28 protein-coding genes and 1 other annotated feature are annotated in these 26399 nt (G+C 53.4%); of the genes, 22 read left to right on the top strand and 6 right to left on the bottom strand.

The window, feature by feature from the left end; all coding sequences use genetic code 11:
* Positions 1–74: 74 nt before the first annotated feature.
* The gene (locus DQG23_RS08070) at positions 75–1475 is read right to left on the bottom strand and encodes an extracellular solute-binding protein (RefSeq protein WP_113030297.1); all 1401 of its coding nucleotides are present in this window, start codon (positions 1473–1475) and stop codon (positions 75–77) included.
* 320 nt (positions 1476–1795) lie between these two features.
* On the bottom strand, positions 1796–3091 hold the full coding sequence (locus DQG23_RS08065; protein ID WP_158560349.1) for an N-acetylmuramoyl-L-alanine amidase: 1296 nt from the start codon (positions 3089–3091) through the stop codon (positions 1796–1798).
* A 209-nt stretch (positions 3092–3300) separates the two neighbouring features.
* Between DQG23_RS08065 and DQG23_RS08060 the strand changes: the two genes are divergently transcribed.
* Both DQG23_RS08060 and DQG23_RS08055 read left to right on the top strand, forming a co-directional pair.
* A complete protein-coding gene (locus tag DQG23_RS08060; RefSeq protein ID WP_113030295.1) occupies positions 3301–3543 on the top strand; it encodes a DUF4321 domain-containing protein in 243 nt (80 codons plus the stop codon).
* Positions 3544–3596: 53 nt separating this feature from the next.
* Positions 3597–4256 (top strand): Maf family protein, encoded by a 660-nt coding sequence (locus DQG23_RS08055; protein ID WP_113030294.1) that lies wholly within the window; start codon positions 3597–3599, stop codon positions 4254–4256.
* 190 nt (positions 4257–4446) lie between these two features.
* On the opposite strand, the gene DQG23_RS08050 is transcribed toward DQG23_RS08055, so the two are convergent.
* A complete protein-coding gene (locus DQG23_RS08050; RefSeq protein WP_113030293.1) occupies positions 4447–4602 on the bottom strand; it encodes a DUF1540 domain-containing protein in 156 nt (51 codons plus the stop codon).
* 160 nt (positions 4603–4762) lie between these two features.
* On the opposite strand from DQG23_RS08050, the gene DQG23_RS08045 reads away from it, so the two are divergent.
* The 13 genes from DQG23_RS08045 to DQG23_RS07985 all read left to right on the top strand — a co-directional run bounded on the left by DQG23_RS08045 (position 4763) and on the right by DQG23_RS07985 (position 17956).
* Positions 4763–5596 (top strand): sensor histidine kinase, encoded by an 834-nt coding sequence (locus DQG23_RS08045; RefSeq protein ID WP_113030292.1) that lies wholly within the window; start codon positions 4763–4765, stop codon positions 5594–5596.
* Positions 5593–6252, top strand: a complete 660-nt coding sequence (locus DQG23_RS08040) for a response regulator (RefSeq protein WP_113030291.1) — start codon at positions 5593–5595, stop codon at positions 6250–6252. Before DQG23_RS08045 ends, DQG23_RS08040 begins: the two co-directional genes overlap by 4 nt.
* A 99-nt stretch (positions 6253–6351) precedes the next feature.
* Positions 6352–7677: an RNA polymerase factor sigma-54 gene (gene rpoN, locus DQG23_RS08035; protein ID WP_113030290.1), complete on the top strand. Its 1326-nt coding sequence runs from the start codon at positions 6352–6354 to the stop codon at positions 7675–7677.
* Between the two features lie 658 nt (positions 7678–8335).
* On the top strand, positions 8336–9025 hold the full coding sequence (gene radC / locus DQG23_RS08030; RefSeq protein ID WP_113030289.1) for a RadC family protein: 690 nt from the start codon (positions 8336–8338) through the stop codon (positions 9023–9025).
* Positions 9026–9082: 57 nt separating this feature from the next.
* Entirely contained in the window at positions 9083–10117 is a 1035-nt protein-coding gene (locus DQG23_RS08025; protein WP_113030288.1) for a rod shape-determining protein, read from the top strand.
* Positions 10118–10217: 100 nt separating this feature from the next.
* On the top strand, positions 10218–11084 hold the full coding sequence (gene mreC, locus DQG23_RS08020) for a rod shape-determining protein MreC (protein ID WP_272949034.1): 867 nt from the start codon (positions 10218–10220) through the stop codon (positions 11082–11084).
* A gap of 5 nt (positions 11085–11089) precedes the next feature.
* Positions 11090–11620: a rod shape-determining protein MreD gene (mreD, locus tag DQG23_RS08015; RefSeq protein WP_238177798.1), complete on the top strand. Its 531-nt coding sequence runs from the start codon at positions 11090–11092 to the stop codon at positions 11618–11620.
* Between the two features lie 68 nt (positions 11621–11688).
* The gene (minC, locus tag DQG23_RS08010; RefSeq protein WP_113030287.1) at positions 11689–12348 is read left to right on the top strand and encodes a septum site-determining protein MinC; all 660 of its coding nucleotides are present in this window, start codon (positions 11689–11691) and stop codon (positions 12346–12348) included.
* A 125-nt stretch (positions 12349–12473) separates the two neighbouring features.
* Entirely contained in the window at positions 12474–13268 is a 795-nt protein-coding gene (minD, locus tag DQG23_RS08005; protein ID WP_113030286.1) for a septum site-determining protein MinD, read from the top strand.
* Between the two features lie 6 nt (positions 13269–13274).
* Entirely contained in the window at positions 13275–14429 is a 1155-nt protein-coding gene (locus tag DQG23_RS08000) for an FtsW/RodA/SpoVE family cell cycle protein (protein WP_113030285.1), read from the top strand.
* A gap of 180 nt (positions 14430–14609) precedes the next feature.
* Positions 14610–15701 (top strand): M23 family metallopeptidase, encoded by a 1092-nt coding sequence (locus DQG23_RS07995; RefSeq protein ID WP_113030284.1) that lies wholly within the window; start codon positions 14610–14612, stop codon positions 15699–15701.
* The gene (locus DQG23_RS07990) at positions 15694–16569 is read left to right on the top strand and encodes a M50 family metallopeptidase (RefSeq protein WP_238177797.1); all 876 of its coding nucleotides are present in this window, start codon (positions 15694–15696) and stop codon (positions 16567–16569) included. Before DQG23_RS07995 ends, DQG23_RS07990 begins: the two co-directional genes overlap by 8 nt.
* A 145-nt stretch (positions 16570–16714) precedes the next feature.
* The gene (locus DQG23_RS07985; RefSeq protein WP_113030283.1) at positions 16715–17956 is read left to right on the top strand and encodes an Rne/Rng family ribonuclease; all 1242 of its coding nucleotides are present in this window, start codon (positions 16715–16717) and stop codon (positions 17954–17956) included.
* Between the two features lie 186 nt (positions 17957–18142).
* Here DQG23_RS07985 and DQG23_RS07980 read toward each other — a convergent pair whose 3' ends face one another.
* Both DQG23_RS07980 and DQG23_RS07975 read right to left on the bottom strand, forming a co-directional pair.
* Positions 18143–19576, bottom strand: a complete 1434-nt coding sequence (locus DQG23_RS07980) for an SGNH/GDSL hydrolase family protein (protein ID WP_113030282.1) — start codon at positions 19574–19576, stop codon at positions 18143–18145.
* Positions 19577–19601: 25 nt separating this feature from the next.
* Entirely contained in the window at positions 19602–20261 is a 660-nt protein-coding gene (locus tag DQG23_RS07975; RefSeq protein ID WP_113030281.1) for a GntR family transcriptional regulator, read from the bottom strand.
* A 311-nt stretch (positions 20262–20572) separates the two neighbouring features.
* Between DQG23_RS07975 and DQG23_RS07970 the strand changes: the two genes are divergently transcribed.
* The 7 genes from DQG23_RS07970 to obgE all read left to right on the top strand — a co-directional run bounded on the left by DQG23_RS07970 (position 20573) and on the right by obgE (position 25559).
* The gene (locus tag DQG23_RS07970) at positions 20573–20887 is read left to right on the top strand and encodes a cupin domain-containing protein (RefSeq protein ID WP_113030280.1); all 315 of its coding nucleotides are present in this window, start codon (positions 20573–20575) and stop codon (positions 20885–20887) included.
* 62 nt (positions 20888–20949) lie between these two features.
* Entirely contained in the window at positions 20950–22071 is a 1122-nt protein-coding gene (locus DQG23_RS07965; protein ID WP_113030279.1) for a mandelate racemase/muconate lactonizing enzyme family protein, read from the top strand.
* 128 nt (positions 22072–22199) lie between these two features.
* Positions 22200–22279 (top strand) — a sequence feature (ribosomal protein L21 leader region).
* A gap of 14 nt (positions 22280–22293) precedes the next feature.
* Complete coding sequence (gene rplU, locus DQG23_RS07960) at positions 22294–22605, top strand: 50S ribosomal protein L21 (protein WP_113030278.1); 312 nt, start codon at positions 22294–22296, stop codon at positions 22603–22605.
* Between the two features lie 9 nt (positions 22606–22614).
* The gene (locus tag DQG23_RS07955) at positions 22615–22950 is read left to right on the top strand and encodes a ribosomal-processing cysteine protease Prp (RefSeq protein WP_113030277.1); all 336 of its coding nucleotides are present in this window, start codon (positions 22615–22617) and stop codon (positions 22948–22950) included.
* A 14-nt stretch (positions 22951–22964) separates the two neighbouring features.
* Positions 22965–23276: a 50S ribosomal protein L27 gene (rpmA, locus tag DQG23_RS07950; RefSeq protein ID WP_113030276.1), complete on the top strand. Its 312-nt coding sequence runs from the start codon at positions 22965–22967 to the stop codon at positions 23274–23276.
* Positions 23277–23431: 155 nt separating this feature from the next.
* Complete coding sequence (locus DQG23_RS07945) at positions 23432–24157, top strand: Spo0B domain-containing protein (RefSeq protein WP_113030275.1); 726 nt, start codon at positions 23432–23434, stop codon at positions 24155–24157.
* Between the two features lie 31 nt (positions 24158–24188).
* Positions 24189–25559 (top strand): GTPase ObgE, encoded by a 1371-nt coding sequence (gene obgE / locus DQG23_RS07940; protein ID WP_113030274.1) that lies wholly within the window; start codon positions 24189–24191, stop codon positions 25557–25559.
* A 205-nt stretch (positions 25560–25764) separates the two neighbouring features.
* Here the strand turns inward: obgE and DQG23_RS07935 are convergent, their stop codons facing one another.
* Positions 25765–26355, bottom strand: a complete 591-nt coding sequence (locus DQG23_RS07935; RefSeq protein WP_113030273.1) for a PadR family transcriptional regulator — start codon at positions 26353–26355, stop codon at positions 25765–25767.
* Between the last annotated feature and the right edge of the window lie 44 nt (positions 26356–26399).

Genomic DNA, 26399 nt, shown 5'->3' with positions numbered 1-26399 from the left:
TTTAAGCGGGCGTAAAAATGGAAATACCGACTTTTGGGACGGACTGCGAAAGAGCGGCGCGGCCCGGCCCGGCGTTACACCATTCGCGGCACGATACGTTTCCATTTGCGCGAGAAAGCGGACGCCGTTTCCAAGCCGAGCCAGAAAAATGTCATTTGCGAGGACAGCTCCTCCATGACGCTCACATCCGGGAACAGCTCGTTTACGTAATAGTTATAAGCCATTCTATCGTGCGACGCGTTGAGCGCTTTAAGCAGCGCGGCCGGCTTAGCCGCTTCATTCACCTCCGGAACGACCGATAAGAAATCGGTCGTTTCGATGATTTGGCGCTGTACGTCGGGGTCGATCGCCGTACGTATGAAAGCTAGCGCCAGTTCTTCATGCGAGGACGAATGCGGGATGAGCAGACTGTTCGAGGAAATGATCGTTGACGGCACGTTTCCGAACGGAAGGGGAGCAATTTCGGGCTCGAAGGGCAGCCCTTCGTTTCGCCAAGCGGACAGCTCGAACGTCGTCGTCAGCGTCATGGCGGCTTTGCCGTTTTTAAACGGCTGATCCGCCGACCATTTCGAAAATGGCGCAAACAACAAGGCGCCTTTTTTGGTATAAAGCAGCTCGTGAATAAACGTGCAGGTTTCGCTCAGCACGTCCTCATAGGAACCCGCGTCGGGATTCATCAGTCCGTGTTGCAGCGCGAAGGGCAGCCACCGGTTTATCCACGGGCTGAGGGTGAAACCGTATTGGTCAGGAATTCCGTCGCCGTTGGAGTCGAACGTCAGCTGCTCCGCCGCTTCCAGAAAGTCGCTGCTCGACCAGCCTGTATCGGGCTTGGCGACATGCCGGCTTTCGAACAAGTCCGGATTATACACAAGAAATACGGTGGAGAACGTGATCGGAACCGCCTTCTTGCCCGACGAATCGCGGTGGATGCCGTTCAGGAGCTCCGGGTGCAGAGGCGACAAGGCGTCCCCCAGGTCAGGCTCGAGATCGAGGAACATGGACAAATCCTCCATGCCGGTCAGCTGGGAGTCGTGGCAAAACACCAGATCCGGATGGAGCCCGTTCTCATGATGCTTGCGCAGAGCTTCATCAAAGTGGGTATCCCCGGAAAGCTTGAGCAGTTTTACGTTGACGTGCGGATATTGACGCTTGAAGGCATTTTCGATAGCGGCAAACCCGTCGTTTTCAATAAAATAATGCGGAGAAGTCGCTAAAATATGCAGCGTCCGGTTTTGTTCCTTCGGCACCTGGAGAGCCGGGTCGACCATCGTTCCCGCGCCGACTTTCTTGATGATGAGCCCTTCGGCGGCAAGCTGCTCCAGCGATTTGCGGACGGAGGTGCGGCTCAGGCTGTACTGGTAGCAAAGCTGGTGCTCGGAAGGCAAATATTCCCCGGGCTTGATATAGCCCGAATAAATTTGATCCTTCAGAATGCCGGCGAGCTTCGAATAACGGAACTGCTTTTCATTTTCCATCGGATAACCACCTGATCGTTTATTATTGTTGTATGTAATGGTAAACGAAAAGATACAGATTCACAAGTAATTGCAATAAAATAGTACAGGTTGTCGGGGGCTCGGCTTGCCGGCTATCGGGCTTCCGTACTTTTCGCCGATGCCCGTCAAGCGCAGGAATGGAATGAAAAAAAGAAGCCGCCAGAACCACTGAATGTGGGCTGGCGGCTTCTTTTATCGGGATTATGAATGAGTACGGCAGTTTCGTTCTTCCTAAGTGAATGCGGTCATGCAAACGACGGTTGCCGTTAATCATGGGATGTTAAACCTCATTAGAAAACTTACGGTTTTTGCGAGCCGTTTACATACCTGTCCATCATCGCGCTGATCTCGGCACGCGTTATGCTGCGGGAAGGCGCGAACTGCGTGTCCGATACGCCGCCGATAATGCCTGCGGCATACAAGCGGCCGATCGCCTTCGACGCCCACATATCGGCGGGAACGTCGGCAAAGCTTTTCGTTGTCTGCGGCAGCTTGGATCCGACGATGCGGTCGAGCAGAGCGGCTGCTTCCGCCCTCGTAATCGGCTGGTCGGGACGAATAGTGCCGTCTGCATAACCGTCCATATAGCGGAGCTTGGCGGCTTTCATAAGCGTTTCGTAAGCCCAGTATGTAACGGGTAAATCGCGGAACGACGCGGGCACGGGGCTGCAATTGCCGCTGCCGCCGTAGACGTTGGATGTCACCGTAACGCCGGATGCCGGCTTGGCGCTTCCCTTATCGGCATTTGCGAGCTTCTGGCAGCTGCCGTTCGGATCGGCGGCCGGTTCCTCGAAATGGAACGTACGATCGAGGATCGCTGCAAATTGGGCGCGGGTGAGCGGCCTGTCCGGATAAAAATAATGGTTGATGCCGTTGACGATTCCTTTTTCCTTCAAGCGCATGATCGATTCCTTGGCCCAGTGATTCATAATGTCCGGAAACGGCAGCGCCGCGTATTCGGCAATGCCTGCTGCGATTCCTTCCGCCATCGCTTGGCGAACCGCCGCATCGGCCAGGAGCGCCGCATCCGAGCGATTGGACAAGAAAGCCGTTTCCACGAGAACGCTCGGAATCGTTCCCATTCTGACGACATATACGGCGCTAGGCACGAGTCCGTCATTTTCGGTTCCGGCCTTCGCCACGACCCCGTCCAGCGTTTGCCGGGCAAGCATCTTGCTTACGTCGCTCCAGGTGGTCATCTCCGCGCTTGACGGGTAGTCGCTTTGCGGATATGCCGCATCGTAATACAGAACCATCGATCCTTTGGCGGACGTCGACGGATGTGAATTCGCGTGGACCGACACGAATATATCGGCATTTTGTTCGTTCGTAAATTCGACTCGCTCTGCGAGCGATAAGTAGACGTCCGTGTCACGCGTCATCGCGACTTCGTAGCCGCGTTTTTGCAGCTCGGTCCTGAGCCGCTGCGCGATGTCGAGATTGACGTATTTCTCCTGCAGACCGCCCGCGCTTACCGCTCCGGGATCTCGTCCGCCATGACCGGCGTCGACGACGACCTTAAAGGCGGAGGCGGGAGCCGCTGCCACCATCATAGCGCATGTTGCCGCGCATAGGGTTACCCATAACTTTCTCATCGTAAGCTGTACCTCCCCAGCGTCCATTTTACCATAGGATACGGGAACGTTTTCGATGAAAAATTTACCTGTTACGGCTTGTGCCGATTAAACGGTTATTGATATCCTATGGACCGGAAGACGGAGGGCAGCGGGTTCATTGTATTGAAACGCCCGAATCCGTATAATGGGAATGACGGTTTTGCGGGCGAAAATGAGGAGAGAAGCGGATGAAAAAGTCGAACTGGACGCTGTTGTTGTTTATCGTAATCGGGCTGATTGCCGGAGCTATCATTACGCAGCTGCTTGCTGACGTGCCGGGCATTTCCTTCCTCACGAAGTCGGCGGAAATCAGCTGGCATCCCAAAGCGGACCTGCAAGTGATCCGTTACGATCTGCTGCTGGAAATCAGGCTTAACCTGATCAGCATCATCATGCTGATCGCCGCAATATGGATTTACCGGAAGCTATAGTTCAAGCATGATCCCTTGGAGTATTAAGATACGAACCGGAGGTAGAAGAGAGGATGGAGAAGCAACCCGTATTGATTTTAGCGTCGTCTTCGCCGCGGCGGCAGGAGCTTATTCGGATGCTCGGCTTGCCCGTGCGAATCGTAGTCAGCCATGCGGACGAAACGGTAGAGCCGGGAACGGCTCCGGATGCGATGGTGGAGCAGCTGGCGCTTCGCAAGGCGGAGGCCGTGGGCCGGCAGCTCAGGACGTCCGGTGCCGTTTCCGTTCCGTCGGATAATGCTGCGAATTTCGGAACGAGCACGAACATTCAAGACGGAGAGCCAGGCATTATTATCGGAGCGGATACGATCGTCGTTCTGGACGGAACGGTTTACGGCAAGCCGATTGATGCGGAAGACGCCTTCCGGATGCTGAAAAGGCTGCAGGGCGCCGTCCATCAGGTGTTTACGGGCATCGCCTGCATCGATCAACGCACGGGACGCAGCACGGTGCAGAGCATAAAAACCGACGTTACCTTGCAGGCCCTTACGGACGAGCAGATCCGGCGTTACGTGGCCACCGGGGAGCCGATGGACAAGGCCGGGAGCTATGCGGTCCAAGGGCTCGGCTCCACGTTCGTCGTGAGGGTCGACGGGGACTATTATTCGGTAGTCGGCCTTTCGCTTCATGCTCTCAGCGGGATGCTGCAGCAGTTCGGCATTGCGGTTCCATAAGGCGTTTCCAAGCTATTTCCGCCGCGTTAAGCGCTACCCGATAATCGGCGACGTTATTTACTTACGTCGTCTTTTTTTGGTGACTTGTTTGATAATAATTATCATTCTTGGTTACACTAATTGCTGAGGCAAATAAAAAGGGCAACCTTTTGCCGAAGGTTGCCCGCATTTGAACCCTTGAAGCGTAAAACTAAATTTTCGGTTCGAACGTTTTGCAGTCCGTTTCTTCCGAGTTTACGGCTTGCTTTCCGCGATGGCTGACCACATAGATCGAAGAAGCGTTGCATTTGTTCCCGTTAGCCCAGTATTTGCAAGAATTTACTTCGCATAATACGTCTTTTGCCATTTTGTCGTCACCTCCTTCCGTTTAGGATGGACAAGTATCGCACTGATTTATACAATGAAAGCACCAGTCTGTCCCAATTTTCGGCGAAGCGCTCGCCGCGGGGCAGCCTAATGGTGCGTTTTTGGCGTTAACCGCCTGATGCATGCCGGGAGGGAAACGGATGACTTATAAAGAAATCAAGTGGCTCATTTTAACCATTCCTACGTTGACGATCGGGATATGGGAATATGTCAGGCACGAATTGCTCGTTTCTTTCGTGTCTATGGAGGTCGGCAATATGCTTGCGCCGATTTTGATTTTTGTCGTAACCGTGCCGCTTTCGGCCAAGCTGTTTTCCATACTCGAAAACACGCAAGAGGAGCTGAACAAGGAAAGGTCGCTGAAGGCGGCGCTGGTGGAGCGGGAAAGGATTGCACGAGAGCTTCATGACGGAATTGCGCAATCGCTGTTTCTGCTGTCGGTCAAAGTGGATCAGCTGGAGCGGAGCCGCGATGCGGAAGCATCCGGCGAACAGCTCGGCAAGCTGCGTAAAACGGTGCATCAGGTGAACGAGTACGTAAGACAAGCAATTGCCAATTTACGCAAGCCGCCCGTGCTTGATACGATGCCCTGGATGGAATCGATACGATCCTTGGCCGATGAGACGGCTAGCGAAGCGGGAATGTCCGTAGCCTTTCGCTGGGAGCTGCCCGAAGAGCGGCTGACGGCCAAAGAGAAGGTAGAGCTGTACGCATCGCTGCGGGAAGCGCTGTTAAACGTACGGAAGCATGCGAATGCAGGACATGTGGAGATCGAATGCGCTGCGGACGATGAAGGCTGGACGTGTTCGGTTGCCGACGACGGCAAGGGGTTCAGCGGCGATCCATTTGCCCATGCGAGCCGGTACGGCCTGCAAATATTGCGCGATAGAGCCAAGGAGATGGGCTGGGAGTTAACGCTTGAACGGCTGGAGAAACGGACGAAAATGGTTATTCGAAAGAGGGGAAACGCATGAGCAAGCTGTACCGCGTATTGATCGTCGACGATCATGAGCATGCAAGAGAAGGCATGCGCGATATTATGAGCATGGATCCGATGTTCGAGGTCGTCGGAGAGGCGGACAATGGGAAGCAAGCGATTGAAATGACCGGGCAGCTGATGCCCGACCTTATATTAATGGATATCAACATGCCGGAAATGGACGGGCTTGAAGCGACGAAAGCGATCAAAAGCCAGTTTCCGTACGTCAAAATCGTAATCGTCACGGTTTCGGACGAAATCGCCAATCTGTTCGAGGCCTTGAAGAAGGGGGCTCAAGGATTTTTGCAAAAAAATTTGCACCCCTCCTCCTGGCACGAGTATTTACGGGCGATTGCGACGGACGAGGCGCCGATGTCAAAGGAGCTGGCGATCCGCATTTTGCAGGAATTTACCCCGCGGGAGCAGGAGCAGGCCGTTCTTGACGATCGCGGGCCGCTAACTGCGAGAGAAAGGGAAATTCTCGAATGGGTGGCGCGGGGAAAGTCGAACCGCGAAATTTCCGAGCAGCTCGTCATTTCGGAGCATACGGTCAAAAACCATATGAAAAACATTTTGCAGAAGCTTCATTTGGAAAATCGCGTGCAGTTAATGCGTTATGTGTATGAGAAAGGCTGGGTTTCGCCCAAATAACCAAAATTTCTAAAGCATATCGGACAATCGATTCCCAATATTGTGAAAGTAGAACTACAGCTAGGATGTAAAGCATAAGCTCAAAGGCGGTGAACCGTTATGTCGCTAAAGTCCGCTTTGACGCAGAATCAATCGCTCAGGCTGGGTATGACCGTGCAGCTTCGGCAGTCGCTCCACTTGCTCCAGCTTTCTGCGGCGGAATTGATGGACTATGTGCTCGAGCAGTCTACGGTCAATCCGATGCTGGATATTTCGTGGCGCGACTCCCTTAAAAAGCCGAAAAGCCGCAAGTCTTCCGGGGCAGTTTCGCCAAACGACATGGACGCCGTAAGGCGGCAGGAATTCGGCTGCGTGCCGGAGACGCTGGAATCGGTCTTGATCGGACAGCTGCGAACGATCGATGCAGACGATACGCTGCGTAAAACAGCTGTTTTTATGGCGGGAAATTTGAATGAAGACGGGTATTTGGAGATGGAGCTTGACGAGGTTTGCACAGCGCTTCAGACAGATCGGCGGAAAGCGGAGGCGTCGCTGAAACTGCTGCAATCGCTTGAACCGGTGGGAGTCGGCGCGAGAAATTTGCGGGAATGCTTGCTGCTGCAAATCGAGCGGGATCCGGAAGCGGATACGCTTGCCGCTCCCGTCGTGCTCGAATATTTGCAGGAGCTTGGCAGCGGCAAGCTGAAAAGGATTGCCGAATCGCTTCGCGTTCCGCTTCATGCGGTTATTCAGGCGCTGGACTATATAAAACGGCTCGATCCGCGGCCGGGACTTGCTTTCTGCGTTTCCGCAGAGAAAAATATCGCGCCCGACGCTTTCGTTTACGCCGACCGCAATTCGCTCGAAATCGTCCTGAACGACTCGCTAGTGCCGCAAGTCTCGCTAAGCGGATGTTATCAAAGCATGCTGGGGGCGAACGGGTCGCTTGAGGTGAAGCATTTTCTGCGCGAGCATATGCAAAGCGCGAAGTGGCTGATACGCAGTCTTCAGCAGCGAAATGCTACGCTTTATCGCGTGATCGAAGCGATCGTTCTGGCGCAGCGAGATTTTATGAAGAACGGGATCGCGCAGTTAAAGCCGATGAACATGAAAACGATTGCAGATGACCTCGGGATGCATGAATCGACCGTCAGCCGCACGGTCCGCAACAAATATTTGCTGACGCCGCAAGGGTTGTACGAGCTGAAGTTCTTTTTTAGCAGCGGCATCGCCGCGGAGCAGGAGCATGTTTCCGCCGAAAGCGTCAAAGCGAGAATCAAGCAGCTCATTGATAGCGAAGATAAGAGAGCCCCTTTGTCGGATCGGAAAATCGCCGATTTGTTGACCGAGGAAGGCGTTTATATCGCGCGGCGAACAGTCGTGAAATACCGGGAGGAGCTGCGCTTGCTGTCCTCGAAATTCCGTTCTACCGCGGGTCGGTTGTAATATCAGGGAAATTTCAAGCCAAGCTCCGCAAAAATTTATAGAAGCCCGTAAGCCGTTTGCGGCCCAAGGGCTTTAATAATTTTTTGCATGCAGTCTAAACCCGCGGTAAACGTCAAGTGAATGAGCCCACAGGCGCTTTACCCTGCGTTTTCAATACTAATTTTTGCGTAGTCCGAAGGCGCCTTTTGCTGTAATACGAGTTTGCCCGCTTGGAGCAATGAATGGAGGCCCTCCTTACGCTGGAATCCGAAATTCCCTGCTTGGAGAATGGATTTACCCGTTTGTCTTGCGAAAAAGCGGCTCAAGAGGGTGTTTTCGGACTCCAGGCGAGGGCAGCAACTCAAACTCGATTCCAAGCGGGCAAAATCGGACTCCCTCATGCAAACGTCGAGAGTTACTTGGAAATAGAGGCGCATCACCTGACATCAAGGCGATCCAGCAGAAGCATGGCGTGTTAACGTCGGCCCCAAAAGACGACGAAATGCGTTGATTAAAGGGGAAAACGGTCGATTTCAGCGACACTCGGCGAGTAAGAACGCGAAGTTTCGGCACGATTCGTCGAATAGGCAAAAACATGATATAATGGGCTTTGGCAGGAAAGAATATCGCGCATGCGATACTAAGCTTGCCGTTACAGCCGAATGAAAGAGGGGAATTGATGGAGTCGCACAATTTCACATTGCGCGATGTCCCCAGCGAGGATAGACCGAGAGAACGCATGCTGCATCATGGGGCTCAGTCGCTAAGCAACGCCGAACTGCTCGCCATTCTTTTGCGTACGGGAACGTATGCGGAGTCGGCGGTAGTGCTCGCGCAGCGGGTTTTGATGGAGACGGGTTCGCTCCGCAATCTAGTGGAAACGAGCGTCGATCAGCTCACGCGCATTAAAGGAATTGGCGCTGCAAAAGCATTGCAGCTTAAAGCAAGCATCGAACTGGGCAAGAGGATCGCCCGCACCACGATGGACGACAAGGTGACGATCCGCTCGCCGCAGGATGTGGCTGCGCTTGTTATGGAAGATTTGCGTTATTTGCAGAAGGAGCATTTTGTTTGTCTGTTCCTCAACACCAAAAATCATGTCGTTGGCCGGGAAACGCTGTCCATGGGCAGTTTGAACGCTTCGATCGTTCATCCGCGGGAAGTGTTCCGGGCGGCGATTCAGCGAAGCAGCGCTTCGCTCATTTGCGTTCATAACCATCCGAGCGGCGACCCGACACCGAGTCCGGAAGACATAGCGATCACGCGGCAACTGATGGAAGCGGGGCAAATTATCGGGATCGAGGTGCTCGACCACGTTATTGTGGGTGACAACCGTTTCGTAAGTTTGAAGGAGAAAGGTTACGTATAATATAATAATGACTCGGGAAAGCGTAGAGGGCTTTTCAATATTGAAGGGAGCATAACCATGTTTGGTGGATTCACGAAAGATTTGGGAATCGATCTCGGAACGGCCAATACGCTAGTATATGTTAAAGGAAAAGGGATCGTCGTACGCGAGCCGTCCGTAGTCGCGCTGCGTACCGATACGAAAACGATCGAGGCCGTAGGCGAAGCGGCCAAGAAAATGATCGGACGTACGCCAGGCAACATTCGCGCCGTACGTCCTATGAAGGACGGCGTCATAGCCGATTTCGAGACGACGGCGACGATGATCAAATACTTTTTGCGCCAGGCGCAAAAGCAGCGTTATTTGTTTCAGCGCCACCCTTCCGTCATGGTTTGCGTCCCGTCCGGCATAACGGCCGTTGAGAAACGGGCGGTCGAGGATGCGACGAGGCAAGCGGGCGCGCGTGAAGCCTTCACGATCGAGGAGCCGTTCGCCGCTGCGATCGGAGCCGATCTTCCGGTATGGGAGCCTACCGGGAGCATGGTCGTCGACATCGGCGGCGGTACGACCGAGGTCGCGGTTATTTCGCTCGGCGGTATCGTCACGAGCCGTTCGATCCGGGTTGCCGGAGACGAGATGGACGAAGCAATCATGCAATACATTAAACGAACATACAATTTAATGATCGGCGAGAGAACGTCCGAAAGCTTGAAGATGGAAATCGGCTCCGCGCTGCCGATGGAGAAGATCGAGACGATGGAAATCCGCGGCCGCGATCTTGTATCGGGCTTGCCGAAGACGATTGCCGTCACGTCCGACGAAATTACCGATGCGCTGACCGACACGGTGACAAGCATCGTTGACGCCGTGAAGGTTACATTGGAGAAATGTCCGCCGGAGCTTGCCGCCGACATTATGGATCGCGGCATCGTATTGACCGGAGGCGGCGGTCTGCTTCGCAATTTGGACAAGCTTCTGGCGCGGGAAACCGGCATGCCGGTGCTTGTTGCCGAAAATCCGCTAGATTGCGTAGCCATCGGAACGGGCCGTGCGCTTGAGAACATTCACCTGTTCAAGCTCAAGTCGGGCCCTGCGAGCAAATCAAGAAGATAATACGTGAGCGTTCGAGCAGCGCCGGCTTCCCCGTGCAGAGCGTTATAAACCGGGAAAGGCGCTCCTTGAACGACCTTTTACGGGCAGAAGGTGTTTGGTTTTGTTTAAATTAATGGGGAATAAGAAGCTAATCATTCTGATGGTGGCATTAATCGCCTTTATCGCATTATTCGGTTTAACGCTCGTCAAGAGAGAGAAGCTGACTTGGCCAGAACGGTTTATCAAAGATACCGTTTCGTGGACGCAGGGGCTGTTTTACAAACCCGCTGGCATTGTGGCGGGTTTCTTTGAGGACGTTCACAACCTGCGTGTCGTCTATGAAGAGAATAAAATTTTGAAAATGACGCTTTCCCAATATGCGCGCGATACGATGCGCCTAAACGATCTTGAAGCGCAAAACAAACGCTTTAAAGAGCAGCTAGCCTTTACGGAGAGACAGAAGCAATCCGACAACTATACGTACCGGATTGCGGAAGTGATCGCGGTCAGCACGGATCCGATCGTGAAGACGATGAACATCAACCTGGGCGCCAAAGACGGCATCAAGCTGAATATGGCGGTCGTATCCGTTGACGGATTGATCGGCCGCATCATGGTCGTTTCCGATTTTACCTCGACCGTGCAACTGCTTACGGATATCGACGATACGAACAATATGTCCAAAGGAATAGCCGCAACCGTCAAAGGCAAAGAAAGCGAGTCTTTCGGCCTGATCGAAAGATTCGTCGGCGAGACGCAACTGCTCGCTATGACCAAAATCGAGAGACCAGAGGAATTCAATGTCGGGGATACCGTCGTAACGTCCGGACTCGGTCAAGTATTCCCGCCCGGACTGGAAATTGGAACGGTCGTTTCCAACGAAGTGGGCGAGTTCGGCATCACGTATAAAGCGATGATTCAGCCGAAAGCGAGCTTCCGCCACCTGCGGGAAGTATTCGTCGTGGACGTTCCTGTTCCTGGGAGGTGATCGGCATGATGAGGCAGCATTGGCTGATCGCTTTATTACTGTTGGTATTCATGCTGGAAGGCACCCTTTTGCAATTGCTCGTTCCTGCCTTCTGGCAAAGTAAAGTGATGGTATCTCCGCAGCTTATTCTTATCGCCGTACTTTATATATCCGTCTTTTTGGGGCGGCACCGGGGGGCGCTGTACGGTCTCGGCTTCGGCATGCTGCACGATATCGTCTATTACGGACCGATGCTCGGCACGTTTTCGTTCGGGATGGGCTTGTCCGCCTATTTGGTTGGCTGGCTGGCGCAGCGGACGCGCGGCGGGCTTTTGAGCAGCTTGTTATTGATCGCACTAGGCAATCTCGTTTTCTTATGGACGCATTACGGCATTTATCGGGTTTTTCAAATTACGCACAATGAAGTGGAGCAAACTTTCCTTTACCAAATGGTGCCGAGCCTTATGGTCGATCTGCTTATTGCTTTAGCGATCTACGTTCCGATGCGTAAGCTGCTTGAACCGCTCGCCTTCCCGCAAGCGGCGAAGGATGAATAATTTTGCGTCCCGGAAGGAAATGAGGGCGTCCAAGCAGAATTGTAAGTGTCAGGAGGTCGTGTAGGCATATGAACGCAGCAAAGCATCATGTGACGATCAAAGGCGTGAAGGACGGCCTAATCTTCCTGATGGACGATTCATGCCCGTTCGACATGCTGTTGAACGAGCTGGAGCATAAGCTCAGCAATACGCATCAGCAATTTTTAAGCGGTCCGCTTATCCACGTGCAAATCAAGCTCGGCAAGCGGTATGTCGCCGATGAAGATAAAGAGCGGCTGCGCGCGCGGTTTGCCAGCTGCGGAAACTTGCTCATTCAATCGATCGAATCGGAGGTGGCGCTCCAGTCGGAAGCGGCATCCTCTTCTTTGTCTATCATGAAGGGCATGATTCGTTCCGGACAGGTCGTCAACTATGAAGGAAGCGTCATGCTGCTCGGAGATATCAATCCGGGAGGGACGCTTACGGCGACGGGCGATATTTTCGTAATGGGCGCGCTGCGGGGAACGGCCCATGCCGGGGCCAAAGGCGATAAAGAGGCGATCATCGCCGCTTCGCAGCTCTGTCCCACCCAGCTTCGCATCGCGGAAGTAATCAGCAGGCCGCCTGACGAATGGGTAGTGGGCTCCCTGTACATGGAATTCGCATACGTACGCAACGACGCTATGGAAATCGAGAAAATTCAGCATTTGCACAGGCTGCGGCCCAACTCGCCCGTAGCGGGAGCATGATTGGGGATTGTCGGCGATAAAATCGCTTCACTTTTTGGGGCAAGCAAGTTTCGGTCCCGCGAAAAGTAATCGGAATATGATTCGTCAGGTTAAGATCACTTTTTGGGGAATGGGAGAGTGGAACAATGGGCAAAGCAATAGTCGTAACGGCGGGCAAGGGCGGAGTCGGCAAAACGACGACGACGGCTAACATCGGCACCGCTTTGGCTCTGCAAGGCAGGAAGGTCGTCATGGTCGACACCGACATCGGGCTTCGCAACCTGGACGTCGTTATGGGGCTCGAAAACCGGATCGTATACGATCTGATCAACGTAGTCGAGGGACGCTGCCGGCTGCCGCAAGCGCTTGTGAAGGACAAGCGTTTCGATGAGCTGTACTTGCTGCCTGCGGCGCAAACGAAGGATAAAGACGCAGTAAAGCCGGAGCAGGTGCGCGACATCGTCCTCGAGCTTAAGAAAGATTTCGATTTCGTTCTGATCGATTGTCCGGCAGGCATCGAGCAAGGCTTCAAAAATGCGGTTGCCGGGGCGGAGGAAGCGATCGTCGTAACGACGCCGGAGCGCACCGCCGTCCGTGATGCGGATCGCGTTATCGGCCTTCTGGAAGCGAGCAAGATTCACTCGCCTAAGCTGCTGATCAACCGGGTTCGCCAGAATATGATACGCAGCGGCGATATGCTTGACATCGACGAGATTTGCTCCGTGCTTGCCGTCGAGCTGCTCGGCGTCGTACCGGATGACGAAGCGGTCATTAAAGCTGTCAATACCGGCGAACCGACAGTCGTGAACCCGTCCTCGAAAGCTTCTATCGCTTACCGGAATATCGCCCGCCGTATGCTGGGAGATTCGGTCCCCCTTATGCCATTGGACGAACGTACGGGCTTTATGAGCAAGGTAAGAAAGATTTTCGGAATGGGATGATAAGCTTTGCTCGAAAAAATTAAAAAAATCGACTGGTCGATCGTCGTTCTGCTTTGCGGTTTTGCGGTTATCAGCTCGCTTCTTGTATACAGCGCTACGCTGGACGATCCGGATATTACGGTTCCCGTAAGCAAAAGCTTAACAATTTATACGATCAGCTTCGTCCTGTTTTTTACTGTCGCCTTGGTCGATTTTCGCATCTTTATCAAAACGTCTTGGTTTACGTACGGATTCGGCATTATTCTGCTTATTGCCGTTTATTTGTTCGGTGCCGAAATCAACGGTGCGAAGGGCTGGTTCAAGCTGCCCGGAAGCTATTTGTTTCAGCCCGCAGAGCTTGTAAAGCTGCTGATCATTCTTGTCATATCCTCGTATATGGCCAAGCGGAACGGCGAGCAGATGCGGCTGGGACAAGAAGTTATTCCGATCGGCTTGCTCGTGTTCGTTCCTTTCGTGCTCGTTCTTATTCAGCCCGATCTGGGGAATGCGGTCATTTACCTTGTTATTTTGCTCGGCTTGTATTGGATCGGCAATATCAAATATTCGCACGTGCTGATCGGTACGGCTATCGTGGGCGCTTTACTCGCCGGCTTTTTCTACTTGTTCATACACTATCACGATGAAATCAAGCAATACGCCGTCGATCATAAAAAAACGCACTGGGTGCAGCGGATCGATACGTTCATCATGCCGGACCAAGTGTCCGAGGACGAAAAGTATCAGGCCAAACGGGCCAAAATCGCCATCGGCTCCGGTTCGCTTACCGGCGACGGCTATTTGCAAGGGAACTCGGTTCACAAAAACTTTATTCCTTTCGCTTATTCGGATTCCATTTTCGTCGTAGTCGGGGAGGAGTTCGGCTTTGTCGGCGGGGCCGTTTTGCTGATGCTGTATTTCCTGCTCATTTACAGGATGATTCTCATCTCGATCCAATCGACCGATTTAAGCGGATCGTATTTAATCGTCGGCATCGTCTCGATGTATGTGTTCCAGGTATTCCAGAACATCGGCATGTTTATCGGATTGATGCCGATTACGGGGATCACGCTGCCGTTCGTCAGCTACGGGGGAACGTCGCTGCTTATCAACATGATCGCCATCGGCTTGGTCGTAAGCGTCAAACTGCATCAGGACAAGCCGTCCATGTTTAAAGAGGCATAAAGGGTACGGAAATTTTCGTATCCGCCGCAATCAAAATTTCATAACTTGATCGAACTCTGTAAAGGGGAGCGGCCGCGGCCGCTCCCCTTTTTGCAGGACCTGTTTCGAGAGGAGGACTTGCTTCATATTCCGCCCATCGCCGTCATAAGCTGTACAAGTAGGGTGTAGGAGGAATGAGCAATGGAAGTGAAAAATAACGTGCGTCAGCGCAGACAGGACAGAATCCGAACGCTGCAGCTTCATCATAAGGACGAATTGCCGGATGACGAATATGTGCCGGATGACGATCCCGTCTATGAAGAAAATCGCTACGAGAGGTTGCCGGCCGGGCAGCCCCCTTCCGCTCCGCGAACGAAACATGCCGCTCCCGCCCGCATGGAAATGGCCGAACGCGATCCGCGGCTGGAGGATCCCGAATACGTATGGAAGCTCAGGGAGAAGGAACTGCTTGCCGAGTTCGGTTATGGGGAACGGGAGGGCGTTTACGCGCCGGAGGGCCGCTCAGTCGCGCCTGACGTTTTCGGCAGCCATGCGGACGGCGGATTTTCCGGACCTTATGCCGATGCTTACGGCGGTCGCCATAGAGTGCCGGGCGGATACGGCAGAGAGGGCGCTTACGCTCCTCCAAGCCATACCTCGGAGCCATGGCGTTTCGTGCCGACGAAGCGTTCGATCGCACTGAAGCTGATCCTTAGCGGGATTTTATTCGGCGGGGTGTGGGGCATGTTCCAGCTTCCGCATCCGTGGGCGCAAACCGGGCAAAAATGGGTGCGCTATGCGCTCACCGAAGATATGGAATTCGCCAAAGTCACGGCTTGGTATAAAGAAACGTTCAGCGGGGCTCCGTCATTTCTGCCGACGTTTCGGGCTTCTAAGGAGCAGGAGTCGCAGAAGGTCGTGGCCAAGACGACCGACGGCTTCGTCCGTCCCGCCCGCGGCAAGCTGCTGGAGCCGTTCTCCACCGCGCATCCATGGGTTGTCGTTCAGACGGCGGACGGTGCAGTGGTAAGGGCGCTCGATACGGGAAGAGTCGTTTATGCCGGCACTCGCGAGGCTTCGGGTTTTACCGTTGTCGTTCAGCATGCTAGCGGTTATCAATCGACCTACGGACTGCTTCAGCCGTCCGGCCTTCAGCAGGGCGACTGGCTGGAGGCGGGCGAGTCGGTCGGCAAAGTATCGCAAGAGCCGGGACAAGCCTTTGGCAGGCTTTATTTTTCATTGACCAAAGAGCTTCATGCGATCGATCCGGCGGATGTGGTGACATTTGATTAGGGCGTTCGGCACGGTATACCGGTTTCATCCGCTCTTCGTACTTATGCTTGTCGTTTCGCTGTTTGCCGGGCATTTCGTCGAGATGATCACGCTGTTTGCCATCGTTCTTGTGCACGAGCTCGGCCATGTGGCCGCCGCGCGCGGCTTCGGATGGCGGGTGAAAGAGGTGCAGCTGCTGCCCTTCGGAGGGGTGGCGGTCGTCGAGGAGTCGGGGAATATGCCTGCCCGGGAAGAGCTGCTTGTGGCGCTGGCCGGTCCGCTGCAAAATGTGTGGATGATCGCGTTCGCATTAGGCATGAAGCTGATCGGTTGGCCCGAGAGCGAGTGGTGGGACTATTTTATACGCTGCAATGCGATGATCGCGCTGTTTAATCTGCTTCCTGTCGCGCCCCTTGACGGCGGCAAGGTGATGCAGGCGCTGCTCAGCTACGCGATGAGCTACCACCGTACGCTTCAGTGCTGTACGATCGTCAGCTTGTTTATGAGCGTCGTCATGATCACGGGTTCTTTGTTTCAAATCGGGGGAGACGGCGGCGTGCAGCTCAACCTGCTAGTGATCGGATTGTTTCTTTTTTATTCGAACTGGTACGGCTACAGAAATTTACCTTATCAATTTGTCCGTTTCCTGCTTGCGCGGGAGAACAGGGCGTCTTCACGTCCGCTTGAAGCGGAGGCCGCGGAGCCGATAATCGTCTCCAGAGACCGTACGATCGGCGAAATCATGCAGCTGTTCATGCGCGAAAAATATCATCTCGTTTATGTGATCGGAAAGCATGGAACGATTGAGCGGGTTTTGCCGGAGCAGCGGCTCATCCAGTCGTTTTTCGCAGCTTCCGGAAATATTAGGATCGATGCAATTCCGTCATAAGGATGCGGCCGGCAATCGGTTCATGGTATGATAGAATAGATATTCTCAGCGGTTGTCAGCAGCGTCGACTTATCTATCGTTATAGAGATTGATAGATTCGAAGCGGTCGTTCGGAACCGTAACGAAAAGCGTAAGAGGTGAGCGGATGAAGCGGATCGTGGTTCACGGCTCTGAGCAAAATTGCCAGGTCGCCGTAATGGAGAACGGTCGTCTGGTCGAGTTTTATGCCGAGCGTTCGTCCGAGCGCGGAAGGGCCGGCAACATTTATAAAGGACGCGTCGTCAACGTGCTTGCGGGCATGCAGGCGGCGTTTGTCGATATCGGCATGGAGAAAAACGCGTTTTTGTATATCGACGATTTGCTTCCCGCGCACTTGGAGAAGCAGCCCGCCGAAAAGCCGTCTATTCTTGAACTTGTAAAGAAAGGCCAGGATATTGTCGTTCAGGTCAAAAAAGAGCCGATCGGCACCAAAGGGGCGCGTATCACGACGCATTATGCGCTTCCGGGGCGCTGGCTCGTTTATATGCCGCATGCGGATTACGTTGCCGTATCGAAAAAGGTGGAGCCCGACAAGGAAAAATCGCGTCTGAAGGAAATCGGCGATTCGCTCCGCCGTAGCGGGGAAGGGCTTATTTTGCGGACGGTAGCCGGCGGCGAGACGGCGGACGCGCTCCACAACGATCTTGTCCAGCTGAGGGAGTCTTGGGAAAGGCTCGAGCGGGCAGGCCGGATAAGCCAGCCTCCAGCCCTATTGTACCAGGATGCCGGAATGCTGGAGAGGATGATCCGGGATTTATTCACGAATCAAGTGGATGAGCTGCTGGTCGACGACGAGGCGATGTGGCGGGAAGCCGAACGATTGGTTGCGCAGATGGCGCCCGCCATTTCCGGAAGACTCAAGCGGCATGGCGGAAAAGAGCCTATTTTCCAAAGCTACAATGTCGAAGAAGAGTTGGAGCTGGCGTTCCGGCGGAAAATATGGCTGAAGAGCGGCGGCTACTTGGTCGTCGACCAAACGGAGGCGCTCACGGTCATCGACGTGAATACGGGGAAGTTTACCGGCTCGTCGGGATTGGCCGAAACCGTCTTTACGACGAACCGCGAAGCGGCCGAGGAAATTGCCAGGCTGCTGCGGCTTCGCGATATCGGCGGAATCGTCGTCGTCGATTTTATCGATATGAACGAGGAGCGGGAGCGTAAAGCGATATCCGACGAGCTGGAATATCATGCAAAGGGCGACCGCGCCAAGCCGAACGTCGTCGGCTGGACGAAGCTGGGGCTGCTCGAGCTGACGCGCAAAAAAGTGCGCCAAACGGTGGATGACATGTTTTACGAGCATTGCCCGCAGTGTGCGGGCACCGGAAAGCTGCTTCGCAGCAGAAAATAGACGTGCGAAGTCAAAAGAAAGGGCGTTTTTTACCTCCGCTTTGCGAAGCGGTCGTAAAAAGCGCCTTTTGTTCAATATAAGGAATTTATATGTTTCACGTATCAAGTGCTTATATTCAACGGTAAACGCACCTGTCCTTAAAGGACAGGCGAAGCCGTTTATCCTTGAAATCTCGAACAGGGATCGTTACCAGAGTAGGTCGAATGCGCCGGTCAAGCCTTTGGCGATAAATTCGTTGACGAACGGGCTCGGATGAATGGCGTCGTCGTACAGCAGCTCATGATCGAGGCCTGCTTCAACGGCATCGGCAAAATAACGCTGAAAATCGATAAAGCCGCAGCCGCTGCTTAGGCAGAAGCGATGAACCGCTTCATAATAAGACGAATAGGTATTGGGAAGAGAAGCGGCGCCCCGATACAAAATATTTTGATCGCCGGGCGTCGTAAAAACGAGAACGTCCATTTTACGGCTTCCGCTCGGATTCAAATGACCGTTCAGCTTCCCGATCAAAAGAGAAAGATGATGAGTAAAGCTGCTTAATTCCGTCTGCCGCAAATATTCATTAACGACGGGTGCTTGGATAACGGCGAGCGTAGGGGTAAAAGGAATATAGTCCAGCAGCTCGTCCGCGTGGGGATACGATTCGTTATGAAAGCTCAAGGTTCCGTCGCCGAGCCATTGACCGACCGTATGCCCGCCCATCGCAAAATTGCGGATTCTGTTGCCGTCATATACGATACCGCGAATCAGAACCGAAGGGCCGGCAAGTGTAAGCCCGCCGAGGCCCGAGGCATCGGCTGCGTCATGTGCGCCGGCATGGCGGAGCAGGATGGTTCCTTTCTGCTTAGTTCCGTAATCGATGCAGTACACGTATTCGCTTAATGATTCCGAATACGTGTCGATGATGACGGAATCGGGAGCAGCCGTTTCGGCTTCGGGCCAAACCACTTCCAGCAGTTGACCTGCCGAAACCCGATAAACCTTCGGGAAGGCCGGAGGTTTGACATAATAAGGCGGCGTTCGAAGCTTGATCTCAAGCTTGGCGCCGTGCGGTCCGGCTGCGATCGCGATAAAAAGCTTGCGGGCGTGCGCGTCCATCGTCAAGCTGCAGCAGGGCTCCTCCGATTTTTCTCCGCTCTCCGGCAGGTCCAGAACGAAGACCCCGTGTCCGAATTTGCCGTCCTCCGCTAAATAGCCGAGATGCTCAAACGCTTTGTCGCGATTAGCTTCGTGCGAATAAAAGCCGGGTGCTTCCAACGGCCCGCTGATTTCGTAACGGCCCTCCCGGAAGCGCCCCTGCAGCAAAGCTTCGGCGGAAAAGGGCAGGACGGCGGCCTGCGTCATCTCCAGCTTCTGCTCAACGTGCCGGCTCAAACGCGCATAGTAGCCTTTATTGTACGGAACAGCCATATGCGGCGAATAAATATGGAGTCCGTCAAAATCAGGACTTCCTTGCCCCCAGCTGTGGCTGTCTCCTAACAGCACAATCTCGCGCTCGGTCGTGCGGCCCGCCCGGCGGTTCGCCGTCAAAACCGGAAAGGCGGAGGCCGTCAAATTGCAAGCATACCGCAGGAAAAACGCTAGCGTCCCCAAAGCGTCATCGAAGCCGTTCGGCGTCATATTCCAAATTCCCCTTCTCCGTAATCTAAGTGAAGCAAAGCAAGGAATCGTCATGCTGGATATGCGTTCTCCACTGCTTGACGATGCGCTCTTCGTCCTGGGATTTCAGTGCTTCCAGCAGCTCGCTGTGATCCTGCACCACCTTGCCCAAATCGTCGAATAAAGGAGTGTTTTTAATGAAGTGAATGCGCAGCCGGTTTACGATGCTGTTCCAAATTTGCAGCGTGAAGGCGTCTCCCTTGAAGTTGACGATCATCTCATGAAAGCGGATATCCTCCTCGATTAAAGCGAATAAATCTTGCCGCTCGGCATGAGTTTTCATCGTCTCGATGATGCGTTCCAGCGACTGGTAGAATTCATCGTCATATTCCCGGAATCCGGATTTCAGCGAAAAGATCTCCAATTGAAGGCGGATCGGAATAATAAGCTCGACGATTTGTTCTCTGCTGACATCGGCGACGACGGTTTCGCGGTACGGATGGCATATAACCAGACCCATCGCTTCAAGATCGCGTATCGCTTCCCTGATCGGTCCGCGGCTTACGCCCATTTGCTCGGATATGTCCAGCTCCCTTAGCTTATCGCCGGGCTTCAAATTTCCTTGAATGATAGCCGTGCGGATCTCATCTGCGACGCGATGGCGAAGCGAGGCGTTGGCTTGGGCTTTGAATCGGTATTGGCTCATAGAAAACTCTCCTGTATGGTTAGCATTTGTCGTATATCTACGCTGATTGTTCGATTTCCCGGTAAACGCGCGAGTCCAATAGCATATGCTTAGGAATTCGCTCTTTCTTCGAAAACGTTTAGGACGGCGAAACCGTTTATCCTTGTGTCTAAGTATATCGTAAATAGGAGAAATGACAACAACAATATAGTCATCAATCAAATTGTTGACAATAGTACAATATCGTCGATATAATCAATGCAAGGCTCGAAGATGGCGATAAACCTGCAGGCGGCCCGACGGCCGATTCTTATGAAATGGAGGCAGTCTTTATGGCTATTAATGAATGGATGCAAATAAACGATAAAATCCGGCGCAAAGTATTTCCTCCCGGAGAGAAAATGATGAGCATGGCAATCGCATTCGAGCAAGGCGGCATCGGACCTGAGCATAGTCATCCGCATGAACAAACGGGATACGTCATCAACGGCAAAATCGAAATGCGCATCGCCGGCGAAACGTTTATTTTCTCGGAAGGAGATTTCATACACGTTCCTTCCGGTGTTCCGCATGCCGTGCTGGCGCTGGAAAAATCGCTCGTGCTGGAAAGCTTCACCCCGCTTCGGGAAGATTTATTGAGCGGATAAACGCAGGCCATTTTCAAAAGGAAGCCTGCATGGATAAATATTAACGAGGGAGAGAAGAAAAAATGAAAATTACCGAAGTGGAAACAATATACCTGAAATTGCCCGATATCGATGCAAGCCGGTGCGACGGGACGCAGGACACGCTTGTCATACGCATTCATACCGACGAAGGCATTACGGGCATCGGCGAGATCGATTCGTCGCCGGTTGTAGCCAAAGCTGTCGTGGATGCGCCTGCTTCTCATTCGATAGCTACAGGGCTTCGCAGCCTCTTGATCGGCGAAAATCCGATCGAAGTCGAGCGTCTTTGGGATAAAATGTACCGCGGCACGATCTATTTCGGTCGATCGGGTCCGGCTCTTCATGCGATCAGCGGCGTCGATATGGCGCTCTGGGACATTCTGGGCAAAACGATGAACCGCCCCGTAAGCGAAATGCTTGGAGGCGTCTACAACCGCAGATTGAAGGCTTATGCCAGTGCGCTTATGCCGGATACGATCGAGGAAGCGGCTGCACAAGCGGAGCAATATGCCCGCCAAGGCTATAAGGCGATGAAGTTCGGCTGGGGGCCGATCGGCCGCGACGCGAAATTCGACGAGTTGCAAATCAAAGCCATCCGCTCCGCAGTCGGCAATGATATCGACATCATGATCGACGCCGGATTGGCCTGGGATTTGAAGGGCGCGCTCAAAATGGCGGAAATATACGAGAAATACGGGGTATACTGGCTGGAGGAGCCGCTTCATTCGAACGATATTGCCGGGTACCGCGAGCTGGCGGACCGCTCGAGCCTGAATATTGCCGGCGGCGAGCAGGAAAGCGGACGTCTTGCCTTCCAGCGACTGCTGGACGAAGGGCATTTGGACATCATTCAGCCGGATCTCGGACGATGCGGCGGACTCACGGAAGGCAAGAAAATCGCATATATGGCTTACGACAAACATAAGAAGGTCGTTCCGCACGCCTTCAAAACCGGGATTCTCGTCGCGGCCAGCACGCACTTTGCGGCTTCGATCCCGAACGGCTTCATGATCGAATATACGGTATCCGATTCTCCGCTTTCCAGAGATTTGGTACACCGGCCGATCGAATTCCGCGACGGATATGTGACCGTGCCGCTGGACAGCCCGGGATTGGGCGTCGAGATGGATGAGAAGGTCGTCAACCGTTTCCGGGTAAACTAACTATACGGTCTTTCCCAAATGCGGAAGCCGGATTCATCAGGCAAACGAAGCAATTGCGATTTGCAAAATAGCAAATCGCAATTGCTTTATGCCTAGCGTTGTGATATTATACTTTGGTATGTTCCCGTAACATGCTGTAACCGCACGAATCGGGTTCCCAAGCGCGCCGCAAGGCGCCACCTGGAGTGAGGCGAGTCTGAGACATGGAGGAGGTGCAACACAATGTACGCAATTATCGAAACTGGCGGCAAGCAGTACAAAGTTCAAGAGGGCGATGTCGTTTATATCGAGAAGCTTAACGCAGGCGAAGGCGAAGCGGTTTCTTTCGACAAAGTGCTTCTTGTTTCCAAGGAGAGCGGTGTCGTAATCGGTTCCCCGACTGTAGCCGGTGCATCCGTTTCCGCGAAAGTGGAAAAACAAGGCAAAGGCAAAAAAGTCATCGTTTACAAGTACAAAGCGAAGAAGAACTATCGTCGCAAACAAGGTCATCGTCAACCTTATACGAAGGTTGTTATCGAGAAAATCCAAGCGTAAGAGGCCGTCATGATTCAGGTCACGATCGTTCGAAACGTTGCGGATAACGCGATTCTGTCGTTTTCCATCAAGGGCCATGCGAAGTATGCGAATCCGGGACAAGATATCGTCTGTGCGGGGGTATCCGCTGTGACGATCGGTACGGTGAACGCAGCCGAGAAGCTGCTTGGCATTCCGATATGCAGCGGTCTACGGGACGGGTTCGCTTCGGGAGACGTTCCCGGCAGCCTCGAACCGGCATTGATGGAGAAGCTCCAGCTGTTGCTGGAAACGATGGTGCTCACGTTACAATCGATTGAAGAAACGTACGGTAAATATATCGCAATACGCACAAATATTAAGTAAGGAGGTCGACAACCATGTTGCAAATGAACCTTCAGTTATTTGCCTCGAAAAAAGGGGTAGGTTCCACGAAGAACGGACGCGACAGCCACGCGCAGCGCCTTGGCGTTAAACGTGCTGACGGTCAAACGGTTACTGCGGGAAGCATTCTCGTTCGCCAACGCGGCACGAAAATTCACCCGGGTAACAACGTAGGCATCGGTTCGGACGATACGCTTTTCGCGAAAATCGAAGGCGTAGTGAAGTTCGAGCGTTGGGGCCGCGACCGCAAAAAAGTGAGCGTCTACGCAGTAGAAGCTACTGCGGTTGCTGCAGCAGTTGAAGCTTAATCCAGTACCAAGAAGCTCCGGCCTTTGTGCCGGAGTTTTTTTTGAAAATCTTAGAAAGTATATCCTCCGCTGCTTGTTCGCGTGAAATCATTTTAAGTTTGCGTATGGAAATGTTATACTGTTTTGGTTGACTAGTGTTCGGAAGGAAGATATGCATGCGGCAGTGGATAAACGCCAGAACGCTGCTATGGACGGCGAATGCGCTCGCTTTGGGTGCGATGATCGCTTTTGCCGTTCCCTTATACGGCAGACTGCTTCTGGGCCTCTGGCTGGTCGCGAGCATCATGTATTTGCATCGAGAAGAGCGGCTCCGGCGAAAGAGCGAGAGCGATCGGCATCTGATTCGCACCCTCAGTCATCACCGGCATGATTGGATGAACGAGCTGCAAGTACTGTACGGCTATATCCGTTTGAAAAAGTATGAGAAATTGCAGGACTATGTGGACAAAATAAAAGAGACCGTCATGCAGGAAAGCTACATTTCCAAGCTGGGCGACCCTCAGCTTGTCGCTTATTTGCTCAGCTTTCGGGTGGACAAGCGGAATATGGCGCTGGAAATCGAATTCGAACAAGAAATCGAGCTGCAGTCGCTGCCGCTGCATACCGCGAAAACTGCCCGTCTCCTTCGCGAGACGATCGATTTGTTTGACAAGTGCGCCCGATCGAGCGATGGTGAGCCGAACGTGCTCAGCTTAAACGTCGCTGTGGAGGAAGAGAAGCTGCTGCTCGATTTCGTTTATGAAGGCAGCTATGAGGAGTTTGTTTTGCGATCCGCGCTAGCCGATAAAATGAAAGCATTTGCGCTTTGCGCGCCGGAAGAAGAGAGCGAATATTCCGAGAATCGCGCTGTCGTAGCCATACGGCTGCCGTTTCAGGATTAACATACCAGCAAGTACATAATGAGGTGCATTTATGTTTGTAGATAAGGCGAAAATTTTTGTAAAAGGCGGAGACGGAGGAGACGGCATCGTTTCGTTCCGGAGGGAGAAGTATGTCCCGGAAGGCGGTCCGTCCGGCGGCGACGGCGGCGACGGCGGCGACATCATTTTTCGTGTGGACGAAGGTTTGCGTACGCTCATGGACTTCCGGTATCAGCGGCATTTCAAAGCGGAGCGCGGTGTTAAGGGACGCAATAAGAGCATGCATGGGGCCAATGCCGACGATATGATCGTTCGCGTACCGCCGGGTACCGTCATTATCGACGATGATACGCAAGAGGTCATTGCCGACCTGACTCGGCATGATCAAGAGGTTGTCGTAGCGCGCGGCGGACGCGGCGGACGCGGCAACATGCGTTTCGCGACGATAAGCAATCCGGCGCCGGAAATTGCCGAGCTTGGCGAAGAAGGACAAGAGCGCTGGATTATCCTTGAGCTGAAGGTAATGGCGGACGTAGGTCTTGTCGGCTTTCCGAGCGTAGGCAAATCGACGCTGCTGTCCGTCGTTTCTGCCGCGCAGCCGAAAATCGGCGCGTATCATTTTACGACGCTGACGCCGAATTTGGGCATGGTCGATGTCGGCGACGGACGCAGCTTCGTAATGGCTGACCTGCCGGGTTTGATCGAAGGTGCGCATCAAGGCGTCGGACTCGGACATGAATTTCTCCGGCATGTGGAGCGGACCCGTATTATCGTGCATATTATCGATATGGCCTCGACCGAAGGACGCGATCCTTTTGACGACTGGCTGAAAATCAATGACGAGCTGCGGTTGTACGACGGGAACCTGGAACGGCGCCCGCAAATCATCGTGGCCAATAAAATGGATATTCCGGAAGCCGAGGAGAACTTAAGCGCGTTCCGCGAAAAGCTTGCAGCGTATGAGGCGGAGCGCGCCGTCGAAACGGCTGCTTCCGGCGGCGGGGATGAAGGGGACGATCAGGCGGCCGAACCGTTGGTTCGCGAGGTCGTGGCGATTTCCGCGGCTTCCAAGCAAGGCGTTCAAGAGCTGCTGTACAAAGTGGCCGATCTGCTTGATTCGATTCCGGAAATGCCGCTTGTAGAAGAAGTGGTCGAGGTGAACGAACGGAAAATTTTCCGTCTGAACCCTAAAGACGATCAGCAGTACACGATCAGACGGGACAACGAGGCGTTCGTGATCGACAGCCCAAGCATCGAGAAGCTGATTAAACGGACCAATTTCGGCTCGATCGATGGCGTTCAACGGTTTGCCCGCATTCTGCGCAATATGGGCATCGATAAGAAGCTGCGCGATCTCGGAGCGGAAGAAGGACAGACGATTCGGATCGGAGATTACGAATTCGAATTTGTCGAGCGGATTTAGAGTTAAGATTTCGATAGGAAATAAGCGCTCTCCGAACAAGCGGGAGCGCCGACAAACGGTTTAGCAACATGCGAGTCCCTCAGGGGCTCGTTTTTTTGTTTTCGGAGTAAGGTGAAAACCGGCTTTTGAGGCATAAATGCGGCAGAGTCGAGCATTCTCCGTTCGTTTTCTGCGGGCACTTAGGTTAGGCAGCCTTCTGCATCGCTTATAGCTGTCGCTCGGCCAGATGTTTCTCAAAAAGCTTTAAAGCCCACTCGCACCATTGCAGATCGGATGTAATGTTCCACACTGCCTTCTGTATGAGGAGGTACCCGCCGAAATAAGGAGAGTCGAACGGGATTTGCGATAAATCGTCAATAGCGAGCTTCTCTTTGAGCAGATTTTCTTTGTCCTGCAAATCTTTAAGATTTTGTTTGTAAAACCCGATGCGGGCTGCAAACAGGCTTCTGGCTGTTGCCGGCTCCGTCTTGCGGATGCAGAACGTTTTGAGCGCCAGCTCGTCCCGCAGCGCAGGCGCCGCAGTCGGCTTTGCGATCCAGTCCAGGAGAGCGGCTTTACCCGACTCCGTCAACGAGTATACTTTTTTGTCAGGCTTGTCGCATTGCTGCACTTGCTCGTAGGAGACGAGCCCGTTATCGACGAGCTTTGCGAGCAGCGGATAAATTTGACCGTGATTCGCCGGCCAGAACAGCTTGATTTTGGAAATCAGATCGTAGCCGTAAGACGGAGATACCGTAAGCAAGCTTAATAAACCGTAGGCAAGCGTATTGATGCCGATGACCTCCCGTTTATGCACCGTGAAGCGCAGCGTTTGATTTCGTACGATTCAACATTACTGGA

This window comes from Paenibacillus contaminans, assembly GCF_003285015.1.
Classification (GTDB): Bacteria; Bacillota; Bacilli; order Paenibacillales; family NBRC-103111; genus Paenibacillus_V; species Paenibacillus_V contaminans.
The sequence above is the reverse complement of the archived record's forward strand: the minus strand, read 5'-3'. Positions and strand labels throughout refer to the sequence as shown.